This window comes from Photobacterium sp. DA100, from assembly GCF_029223585.1.
Taxonomy (GTDB): domain Bacteria; phylum Pseudomonadota; class Gammaproteobacteria; order Enterobacterales; family Vibrionaceae; genus Photobacterium.
Window position 1 is genome coordinate 2,572,224 of record NZ_CP119423.1, and the last position, 20,239, is coordinate 2,592,462.

20 protein-coding genes are annotated in these 20,239 nt (G+C 50.3%); 15 read left to right on the forward strand and 5 right to left on the reverse strand.

The genetic code is table 11. The annotated features are described in order from the left end of the window. Window positions 1–139: 139 nt before the first annotated feature. The 4 genes from PTW35_RS11795 (at window position 140) to PTW35_RS11810 (ending at window position 3,559) form a co-directional block, all read left to right on the forward strand. Window positions 140–778 (forward strand): LysE family translocator, encoded by a 639-nt coding sequence (locus PTW35_RS11795; RefSeq protein WP_281025152.1) that lies wholly within the window; start codon window positions 140–142, stop codon window positions 776–778. A 407-nt stretch (window positions 779–1,185) separates the two neighbouring features. Next, window positions 1,186–2,328 carry a cyclopropane fatty acyl phospholipid synthase gene (gene cfa / locus PTW35_RS11800; protein WP_281025153.1) on the forward strand — a complete coding sequence of 381 codons (1,143 nt, stop codon included), beginning with the start codon at window positions 1,186–1,188 and terminating at the stop codon, window positions 2,326–2,328. A gap of 124 nt (window positions 2,329–2,452) precedes the next feature. After that, complete coding sequence (locus PTW35_RS11805; RefSeq protein ID WP_281025154.1) at window positions 2,453–2,956, forward strand: hypothetical protein; 504 nt, start codon at window positions 2,453–2,455, stop codon at window positions 2,954–2,956. 192 nt (window positions 2,957–3,148) lie between these two features. After that, on the forward strand, window positions 3,149–3,559 hold the full coding sequence (locus PTW35_RS11810) for a hypothetical protein (RefSeq protein WP_281025155.1): 411 nt from the start codon (window positions 3,149–3,151) through the stop codon (window positions 3,557–3,559). A gap of 67 nt (window positions 3,560–3,626) precedes the next feature. Here PTW35_RS11810 and treC read toward each other — a convergent pair whose 3' ends face one another. The 3 genes from treC to treR all read right to left on the reverse strand — a co-directional run bounded on the left by treC (window position 3,627) and on the right by treR (window position 7,993). Beyond that, window positions 3,627–5,306: an alpha,alpha-phosphotrehalase gene (treC, locus tag PTW35_RS11815; protein WP_281025156.1), complete on the reverse strand. Its 1,680-nt coding sequence runs from the start codon at window positions 5,304–5,306 to the stop codon at window positions 3,627–3,629. Window positions 5,307–5,398: 92 nt separating this feature from the next. Continuing rightward, window positions 5,399–6,823: a PTS trehalose transporter subunit IIBC gene (treB, locus tag PTW35_RS11820; RefSeq protein WP_281025157.1), complete on the reverse strand. Its 1,425-nt coding sequence runs from the start codon at window positions 6,821–6,823 to the stop codon at window positions 5,399–5,401. 225 nt (window positions 6,824–7,048) lie between these two features. Continuing rightward, window positions 7,049–7,993, reverse strand: a complete 945-nt coding sequence (treR, locus tag PTW35_RS11825) for a trehalose operon repressor TreR (protein ID WP_281025158.1) — start codon at window positions 7,991–7,993, stop codon at window positions 7,049–7,051. 403 nt (window positions 7,994–8,396) lie between these two features. On the opposite strand from treR, the gene PTW35_RS11830 reads away from it, so the two are divergent. Beyond that, window positions 8,397–9,563 (forward strand): DUF1887 family CARF protein, encoded by a 1,167-nt coding sequence (locus PTW35_RS11830; RefSeq protein WP_281025159.1) that lies wholly within the window; start codon window positions 8,397–8,399, stop codon window positions 9,561–9,563. Window positions 9,564–9,641: 78 nt separating this feature from the next. Here the strand turns inward: PTW35_RS11830 and PTW35_RS11835 are convergent, their stop codons facing one another. After that, entirely contained in the window at window positions 9,642–10,943 is a 1,302-nt protein-coding gene (locus PTW35_RS11835) for an MFS transporter (RefSeq protein WP_281025160.1), read from the reverse strand. Window positions 10,944–11,044: 101 nt separating this feature from the next. Here PTW35_RS11835 and PTW35_RS11840 point away from each other — a divergent pair, with 101 nt between their 5' ends. From PTW35_RS11840 to PTW35_RS11875, 8 genes are all read left to right on the forward strand, one after another. Continuing rightward, window positions 11,045–11,818 carry a helix-turn-helix transcriptional regulator gene (locus PTW35_RS11840; protein WP_044623761.1) on the forward strand — a complete coding sequence of 258 codons (774 nt, stop codon included), beginning with the start codon at window positions 11,045–11,047 and terminating at the stop codon, window positions 11,816–11,818. A gap of 155 nt (window positions 11,819–11,973) precedes the next feature. Beyond that, entirely contained in the window at window positions 11,974–12,279 is a 306-nt protein-coding gene (locus tag PTW35_RS11845) for an isoamylase early set domain-containing protein (protein WP_281025161.1), read from the forward strand. A 191-nt stretch (window positions 12,280–12,470) separates the two neighbouring features. Beyond that, window positions 12,471–13,610, forward strand: coding sequence for a tetratricopeptide repeat protein (locus PTW35_RS11850; protein ID WP_281025162.1), 1,140 nt, complete (start codon window positions 12,471–12,473; stop codon window positions 13,608–13,610). A 16-nt stretch (window positions 13,611–13,626) separates the two neighbouring features. Further along, window positions 13,627–15,141, forward strand: coding sequence for a reductive dehalogenase (locus tag PTW35_RS11855; protein WP_281025163.1), 1,515 nt, complete (start codon window positions 13,627–13,629; stop codon window positions 15,139–15,141). Next, the gene (locus PTW35_RS11860) at window positions 15,141–15,446 is read left to right on the forward strand and encodes a hypothetical protein (RefSeq protein ID WP_281025164.1); all 306 of its coding nucleotides are present in this window, start codon (window positions 15,141–15,143) and stop codon (window positions 15,444–15,446) included. Before PTW35_RS11855 ends, PTW35_RS11860 begins: the two co-directional genes overlap by 1 nt. A gap of 98 nt (window positions 15,447–15,544) precedes the next feature. After that, complete coding sequence (locus tag PTW35_RS11865) at window positions 15,545–16,825, forward strand: 4Fe-4S binding protein (protein WP_281025165.1); 1,281 nt, start codon at window positions 15,545–15,547, stop codon at window positions 16,823–16,825. Next, on the forward strand, window positions 16,822–17,046 hold the full coding sequence (locus PTW35_RS11870; protein WP_281025166.1) for a hypothetical protein: 225 nt from the start codon (window positions 16,822–16,824) through the stop codon (window positions 17,044–17,046). Before PTW35_RS11865 ends, PTW35_RS11870 begins: the two co-directional genes overlap by 4 nt. Window positions 17,047–17,134: 88 nt before the next feature. Further along, the gene (locus PTW35_RS11875) at window positions 17,135–18,007 is read left to right on the forward strand and encodes an AraC family transcriptional regulator (RefSeq protein ID WP_281025167.1); all 873 of its coding nucleotides are present in this window, start codon (window positions 17,135–17,137) and stop codon (window positions 18,005–18,007) included. A gap of 9 nt (window positions 18,008–18,016) precedes the next feature. On the opposite strand, the gene PTW35_RS11880 is transcribed toward PTW35_RS11875, so the two are convergent. After that, window positions 18,017–18,961, reverse strand: a complete 945-nt coding sequence (locus PTW35_RS11880) for a LysR substrate-binding domain-containing protein (RefSeq protein WP_281025168.1) — start codon at window positions 18,959–18,961, stop codon at window positions 18,017–18,019. A 130-nt stretch (window positions 18,962–19,091) separates the two neighbouring features. On the opposite strand from PTW35_RS11880, the gene PTW35_RS11885 reads away from it, so the two are divergent. Further along, window positions 19,092–19,655, forward strand: coding sequence for a sugar O-acetyltransferase (locus PTW35_RS11885; protein WP_044623769.1), 564 nt, complete (start codon window positions 19,092–19,094; stop codon window positions 19,653–19,655). Window positions 19,656–19,678: 23 nt separating this feature from the next. After that, a complete protein-coding gene (gene cyaB / locus PTW35_RS11890; protein ID WP_281025169.1) occupies window positions 19,679–20,233 on the forward strand; it encodes a class IV adenylate cyclase in 555 nt (184 codons plus the stop codon). Window positions 20,234–20,239: the final 6 nt, after the last annotated feature.

Below are 20,239 nucleotides of genomic sequence, written 5' to 3' on the forward strand. Positions count from 1 at the left end.
CTTATGCCTTCCTCAGAACAATTAACAAACAAAATACTCACATGGCAAATAAACAAACCAAAAAATACAATCTTTGCGTTTAAATCAACCACAAAAAGAACTAGAATCCAGCACCTTGTAATTCCAACACCGAATAGCCATGATTGATCTATCCATTTTACCCGTTTACTTGACTGCCGTGATCGCCCTGCTGCTCATCCCTGGCCCCGACATGCTGCTCATCGCCAGCTCCAGCCTGAGCTACGGTAAAAAGGTGGGGGTCTTTGCCAGCCTGGGCAATGCCACCTCAGGATTGATCCTCACTCTGCTGGCAGCCATGGGCGTCTCAGCATTGATTGCCATGAACCCGATTGCCCTGCAGGTACTTCGTCTACTGGGCGGTGCCTACCTCCTGAAAATGGGTTGGGACTGTATGCGCACCCAGCCTTCCGATGCGCCAACCCTTGAGCAAAGCAACAGTGTTGCCAAAACCTTGTACCGCCGAGCGGTGATAAGTAATTTGCTTAACCCTAAAGCGCTGATTTTCTTTGTTCTGTTCCTGCCGCAGTTTGTATCCACTCAGGTTACGGCGACTTCCGGTGAACAAATGCTAGTGCTAGGTCTGCTATTGAATGTACTGGGTCTGTTATTCAACCTGTTCTTGGTCACCATGATCGGCAGCCTGGGCCAGCCACTGCTTAAGAACGAGAAATTCCGTACCAACCAACACAAGTTCATGGGCTTGATCTTCTTCGTATTGGCTATTTGGTTATTGGCCTCACAGGTACCTGCCGTCTAAAACATCTGGGTAAACCGCTAGTTAAAAGAAAGGGCATCTCTCGGGATGCCCTTTTGCATTTATTAGCAAATAAATACATAAACAGGTCCTTTATCTACAAGTTTTATAAAATAGATTATTCAATGCATCGGCCAAATTCTATAATCATTGACGAAAGCCATACCACCCAAAATACAATGTAATTGTTGATATTACATATCACACTTAAAAAAGAATTAGCGCATTCAATTAATCCCTTCCTCCCAGCATTTACCCTTCATGCAATCAGCATTGGCCGAGTCCGTGTAATATCCACCGCTCATGTTAGTTCTACTAAATAGTAGGTTAGAAAAAAATGAACATCATGATTATCAATATCATGGTACTTTCCAATCTCACACTGTTATATAAAACTCAGCAGGTAAGTTATGTCTTATTTGAAACTTTTTAATGAGCTGTTAAGCCCGGCCGATATTAAAATAAATGGCACGCGAGATTGGGATATCAGGCTACACGATGAAGCCGTGCTGGACAGAATCCTCATGGATGGCTCATTGGGTTTAGGTGAAACATACATGGAAGGCTTATGGGACTGCGACAGAATAGACGAGTTAGTCAATCGCATTACTCACCACAACCTTGAAGAAAAACTGGGCGTCAAAGCCAAACTCTTGCTCGGAGCGCACCTTGGCAGAAAGAAAGTCGTCAGTTTTTTCAACCGGCAAAGTGTGGAGCGCTGCAATACAGATGTGCCGTTTCATTATGACATTGGCAACGACTTATTCCAAAATATGCTTGATGAGCGTATGACCTACACCTGTGGCTACTGGAAAGAATCATTCGATTTAGACAGCGCGCAGACGGCAAAACTGGACTTGATATGCCGCAAGCTCGACTTGCGGCCTGGCATGCGACTCCTGGACATTGGCTGCGGTTGGGGCAGCTTCATGAATTACGCTGCCGAGCATTATGGCGTGATCTGCCATGGCTTGACCTTATCCAAAGAGCAAACCTCTATGGGAATGGAAATCGCCCGCCGTAAGCAACTGCCTGTCAGCTTCATCCTCCAGGATTACCGGCAGTATGTCCCTGCCATCACTTATGACCGCGTAGTATCAATCGGTATGATTGAGCATGTCGGGCCAAGCAACTACAGCGATTATTTTGCCTGTGCTCACCGATTCCTCAACGACGACGGCTTATTCTTGCTCCATACCATAGGCAGCCCGCAATCCCAGACGGAAACCGACCCTTGGATCAACAAGTACATCTTCCCCAACGGCGTGATCCCCTCTATTTCCCAGCTGGGAACAGCCATGGAGCACAAGTTCAACATTGAAGATCTGCACAACATCGGGCCGGACTACGATAAGACACTCATGGCATGGTGCCGGAACTTCGAAGCAAACTGGGGCAACATATCGGATAAATACGATGAAAGATTCTATCGGATGTGGCGCTACTACCTCTTGTCCTGCGCCGGCGCATTCCGCAGCCGCCGATTGAGCGTTTGGCAGCTCGCCTTGACAAAAGAAGGGGCAAAACTCCCGCAATTCGCCCGTGCAGTTTAATACCGCGAATTTGGACAAGGCCGGCTAACATCAGGCCTGTGAAGAAGCCGTACTTACCCCCTGCGGCTTCCTCGCTAGATAGCCTCCTGTATCGCGCTTCACATCCCCAAAACGAGAAAAAAGAATGCAGTCAATCGTCATCAAAGTATTCGAGTCAAACAATTCTGTACGCTACACCACCAGCATAAATGCCATGCATTACGATCTAGTGACGGATTATTCAACATCACGCATCTCGGCCGTCGAAGAGCTGCTGGTAAGCCATGATATTGCGGCCAAGGGGCTGGTGGAAATACGAGATATACACGTGCAGCAAGAATCCGGTACCCATACAGAGCTCATTGTTTATGCCTGTTATTTCCCGGCTTTAGTTAATGTCTTTATTCGAGCCGTACGCGACCAGTTTGCATATATATTTCAGGTCGACATCGACGCTGGTCATTATCACTATTCATCCAGCCACCCGCTCCGGGCCATCGACTTAGCCAGAATGTCCTTGAAGACACACTTTCCCGGGATTATGGATTTCAATATCGCCCTGTCTAATAAAGACGCCGATAAAATGCCATCTGAAATTGACATTGGCGAATACTCCAATGTCCATATGGTGGCGAGAGCATTTATATGAATATGCCTGATTTCATCACCGTATTTATTAATATACTAATTGCTATCGCTTTATTGATTATAGCCGCCAGGATCGCGCTGTATTTTGAGAACAAACATAAACGTAATAGCAGAAGCCCACATAAGTAACGTAAATAAAGTTCACCAACTACCTATCTTACTCCAAACAAAAATATAAAGGAGAGGATGTACCATGACGCCGTTGAAATATATTCTGGAAACCCGCCATAGCTACAATACCAACACTGATCAGCTAATGACCGTATTATCGCATACTGCCATTGGCGTTTGTATGAATAAACCGCTAGATCGCGGTCGCTGGATACAGGAATACCTCATCAAGATCAAACCCACCCTCACTCCTCTGGGATCGGCCTGGAAACTCATTGAAGCCTGTCTCAAAGAATCTACCCCCAACCGTATTGCCCGTACCTTTGAAACCTTCTACCTGTTCTATTGGGGCTCCTCGCCCTACGCTGCAGCCCGTCCTTTGCCGGGCCAGGTTGAAAGGGCTAACGCCCGTATCGAAGCCTATTGCCGGCTAAAAGAATCCGTATTGGCCAACACGACTCCACCTCAAGGCTATATGGCGCTGGCATCATGACAGGCCAGCTCATAAATAAAAAAGCGCCATCGGGCGCTTTTTTTGGGTTATCTGCCTCAAGCCACGCCTATTTGGCGATAAGAATAATGCGAGTTTCGTAGGGCCTGAGGACAAAGCGACTTTGCTGAACCACCTGCATAGCGTCGCTATAGTTCGACAGCAAGCACTCGCTGCGGCTAACATCCAGCTCTGGCGGTAACTGGCATTCGACCTCCTCGCCATAGTAGTTGTTCACACACAGCAAAATCTGGCTGGCTGACTCGCGTTTGTAGCAGAAGATACGATCGTGCTCCGGCATCAGGTCGGCGTAATCTCCGTCGGTGATAACGGCAACCTCTTTACGCAACTGGATAAGCTGGCGGTAGAAGTGGAACACTGAGTTCTGATCTTCCACCGCGGCTTTGGCATTGATCTGCGTATAGTTCCCTGCGACTTGCAGCCAAGGCTCTGCCTTGGAGAAACCGGCATAGTCGCTGTCGTCCCACTGCATCGGGGTACGGGAGTTATCGCGGGATTTTTGCGCCAGAATGGCCATCATCGCGTCATGACTCACCCCTTGCTGATTCACCATGATGTCGTACATGTTGGTACTTTCCACATCGCGATACTGGTCAATCGAGGTGTAGCCCGGATTGGTCATACCGATTTCTTCACCTTGGAAGATATACGGGGTGCCCTGCATCATGTGCACCGACGCCCCCAGCATCTTGGCCGATTCAACCCGGTAGTTAACATCGTCACCCAAGCGGCTAACCACCCGAGGTTGGTCATGGTTACACCAGAACAGTGCGCCCCAACCCTTGCCATTGAGCCCCAGCTGCCAGTGATTGAAAATCGACTTGAGCTGATGGAAGTCAAACGGGGCCTTGGTCCACTTGTCGCCATTGGGGTAATCGACTTTCAAGTGGTGGAAATTAAACACCATCGACAGCTCTTTGCCATCAAGCGATGAGTATTGCTGGCAGTGCTCAAGGGTAGTGGAAGACATTTCGCCCACCGTCACCGAACCGTATTTCTGGAACACCGCTTCGCTGATTTCCTGCAGGTATTGATGAACACGGGGACCATCGGTGTAGAAACGGCGACCATCGCCAATATCGTCATGAGGGAAATCCTGCTGCTTGGAGATCAGGTTAATCACATCCAGGCGGAAGCCATCGACCCCTTTTTCGGCCCAGAAGCTGATCACCTCTTTGACTTCTTCCCGGACCTGCGGGTTTTCCCAGTTCAGATCGGCCTGCTCTTTGGCAAACAGGTGCAGATAATACTGGTCGGTCGCCTCATCCAGCGCCCAAGCATTGCCACCAAACTTCGACTGCCAGTTATTAGGCTCAGCGCCGTCAACCGGGTCTTTCCAGATATAGTAATCTCGGTACGGACTGCTCTTGTCGCCCAGCGCCGACTGAAACCAGGCATGTTCGGTTGAAGTATGGTTAACGACAATATCCATAACAATTCTGATACCACGCTGGTGCGCTTGTGCCAGCAACTGGTCAAAATCGGCCATGGTGCCAAAATCGGGGTTGATATTGTAGTAGTCGGAAATATCGTAGCCATTATCAACCATTGGCGAGCAATAAACCGGCGTCAGCCAGATCGCATCGACCCCCAAGGCGTTAAGGTAGTCGAGCTTAGCAATGATCCCTTGAATATCACCGGTTCCCTTGCTGCCGCTATCACAGAAGCTCTTCGGATAAATCTGGTAAATCGTAGCGGTACGCCACCATTCAAGTTGCTGTTTCAACATAATAACCTGCACACTTAACAAATCAGAAAAAGGTAGCTGGCCATTTAAATCGTTCCGGCCAGCTACAAAATTACTCAGGAAGGCGGTTGCCACTAAGCCGTTGCTTCACTCAACTCGCCTTTTGCTTCGGCACGCTTGTACATGAACAAGGTCAGTGCCATCGGTACCACTACCGCCACCAGCATTGCGATGAAGTACACCAGCCAGTACTGCGGCTGAATCGATAGGATGCCCGGTAGACCGCCAACACCGATCCCGTTCGCCATTACCCCGGCGCTACCGCAAATTGCCGCCGCCATCGCCGAGCCAATCATCGCGCTCAGCATCGGGAACTTGTACTTCAGATTGATGCCGTACATCGCGGGCTCTGTTACCCCTAGGTAAGCTGAAATCGCAGCCGGAACCGAAATTTCACGCTCATTGGTTTTCTTGCTGATAATGATGATGCCAACAACCGCTGATGCCTGGGCAATGTTAGACAGGGCAATCAAAGGCCAGATCGGTGTCCCCCCCATAGATTGCATCAGCTGCAAGTCCACGGCGTTCGTGGTGTGGTGGATACCGGTAATAACCAGCGGGGCATACAGGAAGCCGAAGATCATCGCCCCGAAAATGGCAAAGTCACCGGTCATTGCAGCTTGAGCCGCATAGCCCACACCGTCGCCCAGCATACGGCCGAACGGCCCGATGAATGCATGAGCCAGAATGACCGCAGTAATGATTGACACAAACGGTACAATCACTAGGTATAGGTAAGCGGGGATGATTTTTTTCAGGTTGGTTTCGATCAGGGCCAAGGCAATACCGGCCAGCATGGCAGGGATCACCTGCGCCTGATAGCCGACCTTTTCAATGGTGAACAGGCCAAAGTCCCACACTTCCGGCAATTGCTGGCCTATCAGGTAGGCATTCATCAACTGTGGGGATACTAATGTGACACCCAGCACGATCCCCAGAATTGGCGTACCGCCCAGTTTTTTCACGGTTGACCAACACACACCGACAGGCAGGAAGAAGAAGATCGCTTCGCCAATCAGCCATAGGAAAGAGTGAACCGTCGCCCAAAACTGGCTGATTTCTGTCAGGGTTTGGCCATCGAACATCTTGATGTCGCCGATGACATTACGGAAACCGAGGATCAAACCACCGGTAATAATCGCCGGAAGCAATGGGACAAAGATTTCAGCAAGATGGGAGATCCCACGCTCCAGCAGGCTCATATTCTGGCGGGCAGCCACTTTAGCCTCTTCCTTGCTAGCCCCCGATTGGCCGGTATACTCATTCAACACTTTATATACCTGGTCAACTTCAGTCCCAATCACTACCTGGAACTGGCCAGCATTGGTAAAGCAGCCTTTGACCATGCCCAGCTTTTCAATTTCCTTTAATTGCGCCTTGTCTGTGTCTGCCAGTACAAAACGCAAACGGGTCAGGCAGTGGCTGACGCTTGCAATGTTGTCCTTACCGCCGATTAACTCGACCAAACGCTCTATCTGCTGTTGGTTAATCTTACTCATGCCGATTGTCCATCGTTATAAAAATAGGAATGTGTTGGGTTGTCTGTCTTTGTTCACTTTTAATTAAATGGGAATGTTCCCACTTGATATCGCAAATAGTGTCAGATCCGCTGGCTGATGAAAATGGGAACATTCCCATTTCGTGAATCAGTTCACAACCTACCTTTATAGATTAATAGCAAACCTGTGATTTAGATCCTCCGGTGTCGCCTACCAAGTTCCCGCTTAGTAAGACGCTTGCTGGATCAGGTGAGTAATTTCTTGCTGGCCCGACAGCTGCTTTATCAGCAATTGGGCCGAGGCTTTGCCGGCCTCAAAGTAGCCCGGGTCGATACTGAAGGTATTGGGGAACAGAAACGACAGCAGATCCGTCGCCCCGACTCCGGAGACCTGAATATCAGTGCGACCCAGTTCCTGCAAGCGCTTGGCGACCCCCATTGCCAAGGTATCACTGGCACAGACAATCGCTTCAGTACCTTCACGGAGCACCTGGTCGGTAATATGGTAAGCGCTGTCATAGCTCAGCTGTCCGGTCTGGTAACACGGCTCGATCCCCAGCTTGCGGCAGCTATCAAGGTAGGCGTTAAGGCGAAGTAGACCCGTGGTACGGTCCGATTCATCCACCCCGATATAGCTAATGACTTGCTTGCCGCATGAGACCAGCTTGTCCATGGCAAGCGCTATCAAGCCCTGGTGATCATAGTCGACAGAAGAAATGGTGTCGGTATCGGTGGCGATAACCACCGCTTTATGGCCGAGCTGTTCAATACTGCTGAGATCGCAGCCCGAGAAACCAAACACAATCACCCCGTCGACATTGCGCTTTTGCAACACCGCCAGGTGCTCGTTGGTCTTTTTGGCACTGAACTGGCTTTCCATGATCACGGCGTCATAGCCAGCTTTGTAGATAACATCCAAAATACCGCTGACCGCCTTATTTTCAGAAGGAGAATCCAGGCGCGAGAGAATGACCCCAACCACCTTGGCACTCCCTCCGCGCATCGCCTGGGCTGACTTGGACGGCACGTAACCGGACTCACGGATCACCTGCTCGACTTTTTCTCTGGTCGCCGGCTTAACTTTAGGGTCATTGGTCAGTACTCGGGAAACGGTAGATTTGCCAACACCTGCCAGCTTGGCAATATCAAGGATTGTAAGTTTCTGGGTCATAATCATTCTGGTTATTGGTTTCACCACCTATTGTTACTGACACCGCGATAATTTCAATCCTTTTCCTGCAGCAAATCAGCAGGCTGCTGCCGGCACCACAATTTTCTGCCAAAATTTGCTTGCGAAGTGGAACAAAACTTCATTTATCCTGACAAACACTTACATAGCTCAGACATTTCTTTGAATTGATTCAATTAAGTTATTGAATCAGCGCTCACCAAACAGAGCATCAAGCACAAAATAATATGAGCATACGCAACAGTGTGACTTGATTTTAATGAACACTGTCCGCATATATAAAGAATGACAAATATAAAGCGTCACTGACTAGTAAGCCCGGGCCGCCCTTTGTACCCCATTATCGATGAGCCGGCACAGTCACAGATAACGCTTAAGGATAATTATGATTACACATGTTGGCATTATCGATCAGGATCCCGTGAGACTGATCACCCCACTTCTCGACCACGGCATCCCGGCCAATAAAATGATTTTTATCGGCACCGAAGCGCAGCAAGAACAATACGACCGCCTAGCGTCGATTTTGCTTCCCCGCAATATCGACGCCGAGTTTTTCATCATCCCTGATTCCATCAATATCACCCGCATTCGCGCTCGTATTATCGAGCTGGCAGAAAAACTCAAAGTCGAACAAACCGATGTCTGGTTCAATGCCAGCTGCGGCCTGCGTCACCGCCTATTATCCGCTTATGAAGTTTTCCGCACTTACCATTGGCCAATTTATGTCATCGAGCCGTACAGTGACGAAATGTGCTGGTTGTACCCGGCAGACCGCGAGCAACAGCAAGTGGAAGACCGCATACAACTAACCGACTACCTGACCATTTTCGGTGCCCGCTGTGAATTACCCGAGAGTTTGGTACCTGAAGAGCTCAACGAGCAGCTTTGGGAGTTGGGGCAACGCTGGGCAAGCTCGGCCCTTGAGCTCGGCCCCGGCCTTGCCACCCTCAACTACTTGGCCACCACTTGTCGCAAAGAGCAAAAGCTCGATGTGGAGCTGAGCGAGAAGCAGCAAGGCTACAAAGAGCTGGGAATGCTCATCAAAGACCTGGAAGAAACCGGCCTCGCGACCTACCAGGCTGGCACCCTAACCTTCAAGCATGAGGAAGCACGCCGCTTCGCCAACGGCGAGTGGCTAGAGAACCTGGTACACAGCACAGTACGGGCTATCCAGAACGATCTACCGACCATCCAAGACCACTCGCTGGGTGTTCAGGTCTACCGCCAGATTGGCGATCGCGAGGTTCGTAATGAGCTTGATGTTGCCACAGTGGTAAACAACAAGCTCCATATTATCGAATGCAAAACAAAAGGCATGCGTGACGACGGTGACGACACCTTGTACAAGCTAGAATCACTGCGAGACCTGCTTGGCGGCCTGCAGGCCCGTGCCATGCTGGTGAGCTTTCGACCTCTTCGCCATCACGATGTGGTGCGCGCCCAGGACCTTGGCCTGGCCATTATCGGCCCGGAGCAGCTCAGCGAGCTGCAAACCCACCTCTACAACTGGTTCAAAGACGCCGGTGGGCAAAGCCACAATATCGCCTAATTGAATTTGGCACTTATCTCAGTGAATTTAGAGGGGGAACATACGTTCTCCCTCTTTTGTTGTGGCGCTGGTATCTCTCTACTGCTGGGCAGCAGCACTGTGATTATCAGGGATCAGGACGAACCACGCTGAAGATACTACCAGTGCCCCTCCGCAAATCAGCCAGCTCAGTGAAATGCCATAATGCTCAGAGATAAAGCCAAACAACAATGAAGCAACCACCGCCCCGCAAGTCACTACCAAGGAGCTCACCGACAACATGGTAGACCGATGCTGCGGCTGGGTATTTTCATGGGTCAGCACGCTTTGAGAACTATTGCCCAGAGTAAAAAAGAAGAAAAAAGCCAGATAAGACAAAGTAAACGAAAGAGTTTCATCACTATTTGCCATGGCTATCAAAACAAGACCGGCTAAGATCCGAGTTGCAAGCATCAACGTTTTATGTGAGCCATTACAAAAAGCCAACAAACGGATAGAGAATAAGGAAGATAAAGCAGACATCAAAAAATACAGCCCTGCTAAAATGCCAAACAGCGTGATGCTACTCTCATTCGGACCGCTGGTGGTCGTTTGTATTATCGCCATCAGATAAGGCTGCCAAAATGTCTCTACGGCACTTAGCACTGCACCATAAACGATAGTTGTCTGCATCAGCCTCTTGATAACATCATGCGTAAACGCCTCACTTAAAGCCTGGACCGAAACACTTAGGTTAGTGGCTTTCAAATCAACAGCTTTGTTTTGCTCTTTATTATCGCGGAGCAGCACTGCCGTGACAGCAATCAAAAAGGTATTTGCGACAATCACCACCACAAGATTAAGATCATAAATGCTGGCCCACTGTGCACCAGTACTCACCACATAGTCCGGCAGCCAGCCGCCAAGCAGCGAGCCCAAAGCCAATCCAATAGTGACAGAAATATTCACATAGGATTGTGCCGTATGAAATGTTAGCTTGTGCTGGCGACATTGTTGAAAGGCATCGTAAAACCAAGCATCAAGCGTGCCAGAGTAAATGGCCCGAGACGCCCCTAGCATAAAGGCTGAGAACAACATCTCTACTAGTTCGGTGACATACAACAGAGCAAAACAACCCAGTATATTGACGATCAACGAACCAAGGTAGGTGGCTTTACGGCCATACCTATCCGCAACACCACCAAGGGGCACTTCCAGTACCGCAGTACTGCCCACCCAAACGGCCATCACCAGACCAATATCCTGTAAGTTAAACCCTCTGGCCTGAAAAAGCAGTATCAACACCGGAATAGTAATACCGACAATCGTCCAGTGTATAAATTGTTGAATGGCATAACGCCATACCAATGCCTCCCGTGTCATCTTGCTCCTCCATGTCCTTTGTTTTTCAAAGAGTCTCATATTGACCCTCCAGAACAACAATGAACAAAAAAGCATCGTATAATGACCATTCATGTATCACCTCACGTGCCCGACAACATGGAAAAGGAAAAGTAAACAATATGGAAGAACAACTGTCCTTCGAGGTATGCCGGATAATCAAAAGGGAGCTCAAAAAGCACGGCATTAACTACAGAGCACTTTCGACCCAATTAGGTATTTCTGATGTGAGCATCAAGCGCCTGCTGAACAACCAGCAGCCTCTTTCCATGCAGAGACTCATTGCTATCTGCCAGCTCATTGATGTACCGCTTTCAAACCTGCTAGTAGAGGCCGAGAAAAACCTGTTTAAAATCCCCCTTTTCACCTCTGAGCAAGATCAGGCATTTTGGGATAACCCTGCCCTATTTACGTTCTGGACAAAACTGACCGAGCACCAAAGCGTTGCTGAAATTACAGCTAAATATCACCTCAATAACGCTTCCGTTCACCTCTATCTAAGGCAGCTGGAAAAAGTAGGGCTAATCACCCTAGGGCTAGCTCATGAAGTAAAGCTGTGTGTCCCGACCCACACCTCATTCGAAAAAGGCTCTAAATTTCCCGAGTTTTTTACCCATCAAGTATTAACCAGACTTCAAGAGCGAGTCATCGGTATATCGGCCGACGATGAGGATGCTTTCCTCATTACACTGAAAGCCGATCTCACCAAAGACGAGTTTCAAAAAGTTGTCCATAAGCTAGATGATTGGTTATTTAACCTGCTACGCGAAAGCCAAGACCACCGTGCCCGCCAAGGGCTACAGGTTGCTCCGTATACATTTGGTTTTATGGCAGCAAAAGGCGCTTTTCATGACGAGTTACCCGTTATTCCAAACTTGCAGACTCGCAGGCCATAAGCTCAGCTTAGTCATGGTGCATCCATTGCCCCTTTATGGGGCATTGGCAACAATTTCCAGCCCTATGCCACCTTTTACTACCACTGTATAACCCATTGATTATTGGCATTTAAGTTGCTTGCTTTCATCATTACGCTTTATTCCAAGGAGTGAACATGATTAAAAAGCGCTTTTTTAAAACCAAAGATGAAGTCGAAGTCACTTTCGAATGGCCTCAAGCAGGTAGCATGACCGAAACCGTTGCGGTATCGGGTGACTTTACCCAGTGGCAAGCCACCCCGATGAAACTAAACAAAAAGAAAATCTTTAGCCTGAAACTTCGCTTGCCCAAAGATGGCCAATATCAATTCCGCTACCTGATCAATGGTTCAACGTGGGAAAATGACCCCGGTGCAGATGACTACATCCATAACGGTTTTGGTAGTGACAACGGCCTGCTATCAACCCACAGCGACCATTAGCCTTACAAAACAAACTCAATAAATACAAAGGGCTATATTGCTTTTAGCCCTTTCATTCCGAACACATCTATTGATTAAAATCAACATTGTCAGCAAAGGGCATTTTTCTACCCAAAACGGGGAGATTTGTACCTTTTGACCATTTGCCGTATCCACAATACTTGAGCTGATCTTTCTCCAAGGACACCCGAATGATTAGCAGTAAGTGGATTGAGCTCTACCAATATATCAAGAAACAGATCACGCAGTTCCCTGATCCTGCCGACGTACTCGCACCGCTCAACGAGCGTCTGCTGTTTTTACAAGTACAGTTTCCCAAGCAACAACAGCGCCAGCAAACAAGCTGGGAGAGCGAAGACACCCAAGGACATAGCCATGCCGACTGGTTAGAACATGAAGCCTTTACGTTAATCATGAGTGACATCGTGGCTACACACAGGCTTAGCCCAGCCCAGCTGAAATTCCTGTTCGAAACCCTGATGGCCGCCCAGATGTGCCAGCTTGCCATGGTAACCATCAATAACCATAAGCCCCTGCTCAGCGAAGAAGAATTCAAAACCTGCTGCGGGTTGGTCTACCAGCAGTTGGGCGATTACGAAATGGCAAAATCGATGTTCGAAGAGTCGATAGCCCTCAATACCCACAATCCCCTGCTGCACTGCCACCTCGGCTTTAGCCATCTGTATCTGGGTCAAAGCGAGTTGGCCGAAGAGAGCTTCAAGCGCAGTATCACCACCGACCCTGACTTTATCGGCGGCTACCAGAATCTTGCTGGCCTTTATTACCAAGAAGGCAACTTCGCGTTGGCAGCACAATATGCCGAACAGGCCTACAGCAAAGATCATTCGCTGGTTTCTACCTACATCACCGCCACCAGCAGTTACCTGGCGCTGGGGGAGAACGTTCAGGCTGATAAATGGATCACCCGCGCCTTCGAAAACCAGGTTTCATCGTTCGAGCTGGTGCGATTGGCTGGCATCTGTGCCCACCAGCAAGGCAGACTGGAAGAAGCGCTTGAAGCGTTGGACCAATACCTAAGCGTACACCCTAGCAATTTCGATGTACTCAACATCCGTGCCCGCATCAAAGCCGAGCTCAATCTTTTTGACCAGCTCGAGCCTGATCTCAAACAGCTACTGACCCTCGAACCGCATGAAGAATGGAGCCTCGAGCAACTTTTCCTTTGCTATTTCCATAGCGGGCAATGGGCCGAGGCCCAGCACATTATGGTCGAACTCAACAAGCTATCCGGCCATTACAAAGTTACTCACCGAGCGCTCATCAATACCATCAACAAGAAACTGAGCCTCGATATCGTCGAATTAAACTAATACACAGGGAGCAAACGTGAGAGAAAAAACCGAACAAGGCGTTGCCAGTACATCGCGACGCGACTTCCTCAAACTTGGTGGTGTTGCGGCAGCCACTGCCACCGTGGGTGCCGCCGCCGGTGCAGGTTTTGTACTGGGCCGTGACCCAGATGCCAACGTCGGCTGGGGTCGCACCGAAGCGGGCAAAGATATGTATTTCAACCGCGAGCCTTTCCGGGTCGATGTCGCCCCGACAATGGAAGTGGTCAGCGAGCCCGTCCGTCCTGAATGGAGCGACTTCCTGTTCCACCGCACCCGTGCACTGGGCAAAGAGATGGGCAACGGCTGGGTACCCACTAAGGATTGGCGTGATATCCCCAATGAGCAGGTGCGTGAGTACTACTCCCGCCACCCAGAACGCTGGGACGATATGTACCAGTCATTTGAAGAAAAGGCCAAGCACGACCAGAACATCGAACGACACCGTGACCGCTTTGCCCTCGCTTGGGCCTATTCTGCGGCTTACTTGAAGGGCAATAGCAGCAACTTCCCTCCGAAGCCCAAAGGCCACCCCGATGAGGTCGATTTCCAGTGGGTCAAGCGTGAGCCTCAAGCCTTTAAATCGCCTAAACACGCCTCAGAGCTGATCAAGAAAATGGCGTTCAAGTTCGGCATGAGCATTGTCGGCATCACCAAGCTGGACCCGAGCTTCGTATTCAAAAACACCATGCGCGGTATGCCCGACTGGGACGAGAGCATTCCGAAACACTGGAAGAATGTCATTATCTTCGGTACCCCAATGAACTGGGACCCGATGTATGCTTCTATCGGCTACTCTACCTCCTATGACGGCTATTTCCGCGCCAAGAATGCTTCGGGGCTGATGGCAGCCTTCCTGGGTGAACTGGGTTACGCGGCCCGGCCACAGTGGCCGGGTTCGGACTATGAGATCGTCGTGCCGCCACTGGCAATTCAGGCCGGTATGGGCGAAGCCGCCCGTAACGGTATCCTGCTGACCCCGGAGCTGGGTCCGAATATCCGCCTTGCCGCCGTGATCACTGATTTGGATATGGAGCCTGACAAGCCGATCGATACCAAAGTGAAACACTTCTGCGAAGAGTGCAAAATCTGCGCGGACTCTTGCCCGAGCGGCTCGATCAGCAAAGCTGATAAACCCGATGCCGTCGTGCGAGGCTATCGCAAGTTCGACTTCAACCAGGACAGTTGCTGGACCATGTGGCGCCAGGGTCCAACGGAGACCGCCATGGGGTGCAGGGTCTGTATCGCGGTATGCCCATATACCCGCAAGAACAACTGGATCCATGCGCTGGTCAAGGAGACCGACCCGCGAGATCCAACCGGCTTGACCCGCAAAACCTTGTTGGCGATGCAGCATAACTTCTTCTATTACCCAGAGGCAGAAGCCTACCACGGCGACTGGAACGGCGGGCGATTTGCAGGCTACCACCAACCGCCGGAGTGGCTACGCAGCGAGGATTACCTCCAGGTCAAGAAGACCTGGGACTATGACGGCAACTGGGAGGGCTTCTGATGTTTCCACAATCAACAATACTGGATCCGTTGTTCTGGATGGCATTCGGCGCTTTACAGGTACTGGTCTTTGCCGGCGCCAACCAATGGGCCAAGCAATTTAAACTGGGGATGAACTGGTGGAAATGGACACTGGCCGGTACCTGGTGGGCCTCGATCATTCTCACCATTGCCGGGGCATTTACCCTGTTGGGTGAAAACGAGGGCCTTGCCGGTTGGTACTTCCTCGGGTTTGTCGGCACCGGCCTCGTTATCGCAGGGGCAGTCCTGCTAAGAGTACTCATCGCCCTGAAGCCGAAGCACTGAGTCGCTAGTTCTGAATACAGCGCTAACCTATTTTGATCACAGTATGATAGGAATAAGCCATGAGGCATCGGATCGATGCCTCATGGCTTTGGAGATATATGGAAAGAAAGACCAAACCTCGGCGTAATAGCCGCTTCGACAAATTTGTGAGTGTTATCTCTATCTTGGCTTTGGCGTTTGCATGGTACCTCGGCGGGCAGCGCACCAACCATTCCCAAACCCAGTTCTTCGACAGTATCCTCGCCAGCGGCGAACAGCTTATCGAAGTGGCTCCCCTGCTCTATCAAATCGTACCGAGTGTTGAGAACAACCCTGCGCCAGAAACTACCCAGGATACGAGCAAGTGGGTCAGCTTCGGCACCGGCGTTGGCTACGGCGGCGAGTTAACCATCGGCGCGGTCTTTTCCCATCAAGGGGAGATAGAAACCATTGCCTTGCTGGGCTCTAAAGAAACAACCTCTTATTTTGACAAAGTGGCCGAGCAGAAACTGCCCGAATCATTGCTGGCCCAGAATATCAAAACCGCATTGTCTGTAGATGCGGTATCCGGCGCCACCCTGACTTCGAAGGCCTATACCCAGGCATTGAACCAAGCGGCCGATCCGATCCGGCTGCGGCTATTTGGCTACCAGTTTACCGAGGCCAAGCCCGCGTGGCATTACCTGAAATGGCTTGATGCTGCGGCCCTGCTATTTTTCGTTGCGGCAGTCTGGGTTAGCCGCACCCGCTCTGAGCACAAGAGCAAAATGAATGCCGTGCTGCTGGCTGGCTCTACCCTGCTGTTTGGCTTCCACTCCGCGTCACTCTATTCGGCTTCCACCATGGCTGGATTAGTCTCCGGCACCTGGCTCAGCGGTGTCGCCAATTACACGCCATTTATTCTGCTGATGCTGAGCATTGGCTGTATCCTCTACTACAACCGGAACGTGTATTGCCAGAGCCTCTGCCCATTCGGTGCCGTCCAGCAATGCCTGGCCAAGGTCGGCAAAGCCAAAGCGTCACCGATACGCCGTTCACTGTTTATCTGGTTTCCCCGCTTCCTGCTGCTGGCCACCCTCTGTCTGGGGGCTTATTTCCGCAACCCTGCCGCCTTTGTCTACGAGCCCTTCGGCATCGCCTTTGGCATGATCGGCGGTATGTACCTGTTTATCCTAACTGTGATGATCCTCCTAACCTCATTAATCGTCCGCCGTCCTTGGTGCCAAAGTTTGTGTCCGATCAATACCTTAACTGACTTTGTCGTTTTCAATAAGCAGTGGATCAAACAGGCTGCCAAGCCTCGCAAGCGGCGACAAGGCATGGCCAAACGAACGGCACCAAAACAAATCGCAGCGGAAGACGTACCTACTCGCCATGAACATACTGGAGGCCACCGATGAGACAGCGTATTTCCCTCGTATTTTATTGCCTGGCTTCTGTTGTCATCATGCTGCAAATCAGTGCCAGCTTCATGGCCCTGAGCAGTGATGCACCTCAGCGCTCGATATTGCACAGTGTGTCACGCCAGACCGAGCCGACGGCCAAGACCACGGAGCTCAACAGCGCACCAAAAGTCGACTTCCGGCAAATGGCTAACGATTTGACGCAAGAAAAATACTAAAGCGAGCAGCAAGCACCTCTGCTACGCCGCAGTTTCCATGGAGTGTAAGGGCTTGGCCGAACGCCAAGCGCCTTTTGTAAAGATAGATATGACTAGCAAGTGCATCCCTCTCGAGCGCCTGAACAGAGAAGTGAACCTGATTAATCCCTTTATCAACAGGATTTCAGATCTCTATACCCTAAGGGGTTTAGAGACCGTTTCCAGGCCACACCGGCTTAACTTCAGTGCATTGATCTATATCACCGAGGGCCAAGGCGTGCATTACGTCGAACACCAACAGCATCGACTGCGTACCGGATCTATGCTGATACTGGGCAAGAACCAGATCCATGCCTTTGCCAAACAGCGTGCGGTCGATGGCTACGTGCTTTCGTTCGACTGCAGCTTTCTGTCCAGTGGCAATACCGATCCCTACTTCGATCTCTTGCTCACCGCCATGGGCCACATTAATTGCGTCCACCATGTCGATGACGATATCGGGCTACTGTTCAATGCCATGGTCAATGAGTTTGCATCGACCTCTGAATTCAAAGACGAGATCATTCGCAATCTGATCCGGTCCATCATCCTCAAAGCCGTGGTACCCAGCTACCAGCAACAATTGCAATCCACCCAGCGAATTGGCCACAACGACTATTACCGGCTGAAAAAATATATCGACGAGCATTTCCAGCAAAGACCGACAGCAGGGGAAATCGCGCTGGCATTGGGCAAAAGCATCAAGCAGCTGGACAAGCTTGCCAAGGATCACGCCTGCCTCAGTGTCAAAGAGCTCGTCGATGAACGGGTCCTGGTTGAGGCCAAGCGCCTGTTGGCCTTCAGCCAGTATTCGATTTCCGATGTGGCCAACCGGCTCGGTTTCAACGAAGCCACCAATATGACCAAATTCTTCAAGCGCCATACCGATGTCAGTCCCAAGGACTTCAGGCAGCTGTGCAAGATGGGGCTACACCAGAAGTAACCGCCGGTTTCACTCGCTGCCGTTGAACTGATTGATAATCAGCTCCCTGAGCCATCTATGGCTGGGATCCGTGTCGAACTGCTTGTTCCACAACAAGAACTGACCGCCGGGGTCTAATTCAATCGGCAGCGGCTTGATCACAATGTCGGCGCTATCAACAAAATCGCGCACACACTCATAAGGGTAAGAGGTCAGCAAATCACTCTTCTCACACAGCTTTACCGCACTGGCAATATCCGACATATTTACCGCGTTGTTTATCTTAAGACGCTTGGAGTCCAGCACTTCATGCAATAACCAGCTGGTGATCCCCCCGGTCAACACCTGGATATGACGGTATTTCAAAAAGGTCTCCAGGCTCCACTCCTCCTGCAGCGCGGGGTGTCCTCTGCGCATTACACAAGCGGATGAGTCGCGCATTAGCTCAACATAGCTGAGCGTGTCTGGAATAGTCTGGACATGGGTCTTCGCCCGGCTGTCCCACTCGAAAATCCCGATCCCAAAGTCCACTTCCCGTTTTTGCAGGCGCTGGAGGCTGTTTGCATTCCAGTCGCGGCTGTTTATGGTGATATTCGGCGCTTCGGCTAACGCCGCCGGCAAAAAACGGGGATAAATTGTCGCGTACGCCGTTTCAATCAGATCGATATTGAATGAACGGGTACTGCTCTCCGGCTCGAAGCGGTCGGGATCACTGAGCTGGTCGACCTGCAGCAAGATCTGCTGTAATTTAGCCTCCAAAGACAGTGCTTTTGGGGTGGGCAACAAGCCTTTCGACTCGCGCTCGAAAAGCTGGTCATCAAACACTTGGCGCAATTTTGTCAGCTGTTTGCTCACTGCAGACTGCGATAAATACAGCTTGTCTGCTGCCCGGCTGACACTGCGCTCTTGCAATAGCACATACAGGCAAATCAACAGATTCATATCATTTTTTAGCAGGCGGGATAGATCGATCATGATATTCCTTTGATTCAGCTGAATAATGAATTTTAATCACTTCTCATCATATCATGAGGTCGCTATAGTCCTTGCAACAATATACTCAGGGCTGTCTGACCGGCCCAAATAGAGACAGATTGGAAAGACAATGACCGAATTCGAGAAAATGCTCGCAGGCAAAGACTTTGACGGCAGCGATCAAGGGATCAACCACATTCGTGACAACGCCGCACAGGTGTTGATGGCGTTAAACCAAACCATTGATGACACCCAGCGCAGTGTTCTCCTCAGCCAACTGATGGGTGACATACCCGATTCAAGCATCGTCCGCTCTCCCTTCCACTGCGAATTCGGTAAAACCATTTATATCGGTGAGAAAACCTTCATCAATATGAATGTCACCATGCTGGACGGTGCCAAGATTACCATTGGCAACAATGTACTCATTGGCCCAAATACCCAGCTCTACTGCGCCAGCCACCCGCTGAACTACCTCGAGCGCCGCCAATGGGCGACCACCTGCAAGCCCATTACCGTCGAAGATGATGTCTGGATTGGTGGTAACGTCGTGATTAACCAAGGTGTCACCATCGGTGCCCGCTCCGTTATCGCCGCCAACTCCGTGGTCAATTCAGACGTGCCACCTGACAGCCTTTACGGTGGTACCCCCGCCAAGCTGATCCGCCGTATTCATGAAAATGAACAAAACTGAAAACCAGCACCCGGAAAGCAGACATGAGTAGTGAACACTTCAAAGGAAAATATGAAGTCGAGCTGAAGTACCGTGTGGAATCAAAATCTGATTTTTTACAGGTGCTCAGTTCGCTCCACCATGAAGTTATGCTAGTCGACAACATAGAGACCGATTGGTACTTCGACACGCCCGAGCATTCACTGGCAAGCCAAAACAAGAGCGTCGCTATCCGCGAAATGGAACCATCGGGCATCAAGCTCTGGATCGTCAAAGGGCCGGAGGCTGATCGCTGCGAAGCGACCAATATCACTGATGCAAAGGCCGCCAAAAGCATGCTGGCGACCATGGGCTATGAGCCTTATTTGTTAATGAAGAAAGTGCGTAGCATTTACTTTGTCGGTCCGTACCACATTACCCTGGACTTCCTCGATGGTATTGGCCACTTTGCAGAATTTGCCATCATGACCAATGATGAATCGCTTCTTGCAAAATATAAAGGTGAGCTTGAACAGCTGGCCAAGCAGTTTGGGCTGACGTCCAAGGATCTCGAGCATCGCTCGTACCGAACACTTTATCAGTTGCGGTCAACGCTCTAGCTAATG

Coding starts and splice junctions, on each gene's coding strand:
- PTW35_RS11795 (WP_281025152.1), top strand. CDS start 140: ATGATTGATCTATCCATTTTACCCGTTTACTTGACTGCCGTGATCGCC.
- cfa (WP_281025153.1), top strand. CDS start 1,186: ATGTCTTATTTGAAACTTTTTAATGAGCTGTTAAGCCCGGCCGATATT.
- PTW35_RS11805 (WP_281025154.1), top strand. CDS start 2,453: ATGCAGTCAATCGTCATCAAAGTATTCGAGTCAAACAATTCTGTACGC.
- PTW35_RS11810 (WP_281025155.1), top strand. CDS start 3,149: ATGACGCCGTTGAAATATATTCTGGAAACCCGCCATAGCTACAATACC.
- treC (WP_281025156.1), bottom strand. CDS start 5,306: ATGTTGAAACAGCAACTTGAATGGTGGCGTACCGCTACGATTTACCAG.
- treB (WP_281025157.1), bottom strand. CDS start 6,823: ATGAGTAAGATTAACCAACAGCAGATAGAGCGTTTGGTCGAGTTAATC.
- treR (WP_281025158.1), bottom strand. CDS start 7,993: ATGACCCAGAAACTTACAATCCTTGATATTGCCAAGCTGGCAGGTGTT.
- PTW35_RS11830 (WP_281025159.1), top strand. CDS start 8,397: ATGATTACACATGTTGGCATTATCGATCAGGATCCCGTGAGACTGATC.
- PTW35_RS11835 (WP_281025160.1), bottom strand. CDS start 10,943: ATGAGACTCTTTGAAAAACAAAGGACATGGAGGAGCAAGATGACACGG.
- PTW35_RS11840 (WP_044623761.1), top strand. CDS start 11,045: ATGGAAGAACAACTGTCCTTCGAGGTATGCCGGATAATCAAAAGGGAG.
- PTW35_RS11845 (WP_281025161.1), top strand. CDS start 11,974: ATGATTAAAAAGCGCTTTTTTAAAACCAAAGATGAAGTCGAAGTCACT.
- PTW35_RS11850 (WP_281025162.1), top strand. CDS start 12,471: ATGATTAGCAGTAAGTGGATTGAGCTCTACCAATATATCAAGAAACAG.
- PTW35_RS11860 (WP_281025164.1), top strand. CDS start 15,141: ATGTTTCCACAATCAACAATACTGGATCCGTTGTTCTGGATGGCATTC.
- PTW35_RS11865 (WP_281025165.1), top strand. CDS start 15,545: ATGGAAAGAAAGACCAAACCTCGGCGTAATAGCCGCTTCGACAAATTT.
- PTW35_RS11870 (WP_281025166.1), top strand. CDS start 16,822: ATGAGACAGCGTATTTCCCTCGTATTTTATTGCCTGGCTTCTGTTGTC.
- PTW35_RS11875 (WP_281025167.1), top strand. CDS start 17,135: ATGACTAGCAAGTGCATCCCTCTCGAGCGCCTGAACAGAGAAGTGAAC.
- PTW35_RS11880 (WP_281025168.1), bottom strand. CDS start 18,961: ATGATCGATCTATCCCGCCTGCTAAAAAATGATATGAATCTGTTGATT.
- PTW35_RS11885 (WP_044623769.1), top strand. CDS start 19,092: ATGACCGAATTCGAGAAAATGCTCGCAGGCAAAGACTTTGACGGCAGC.
- cyaB (WP_281025169.1), top strand. CDS start 19,679: ATGAGTAGTGAACACTTCAAAGGAAAATATGAAGTCGAGCTGAAGTAC.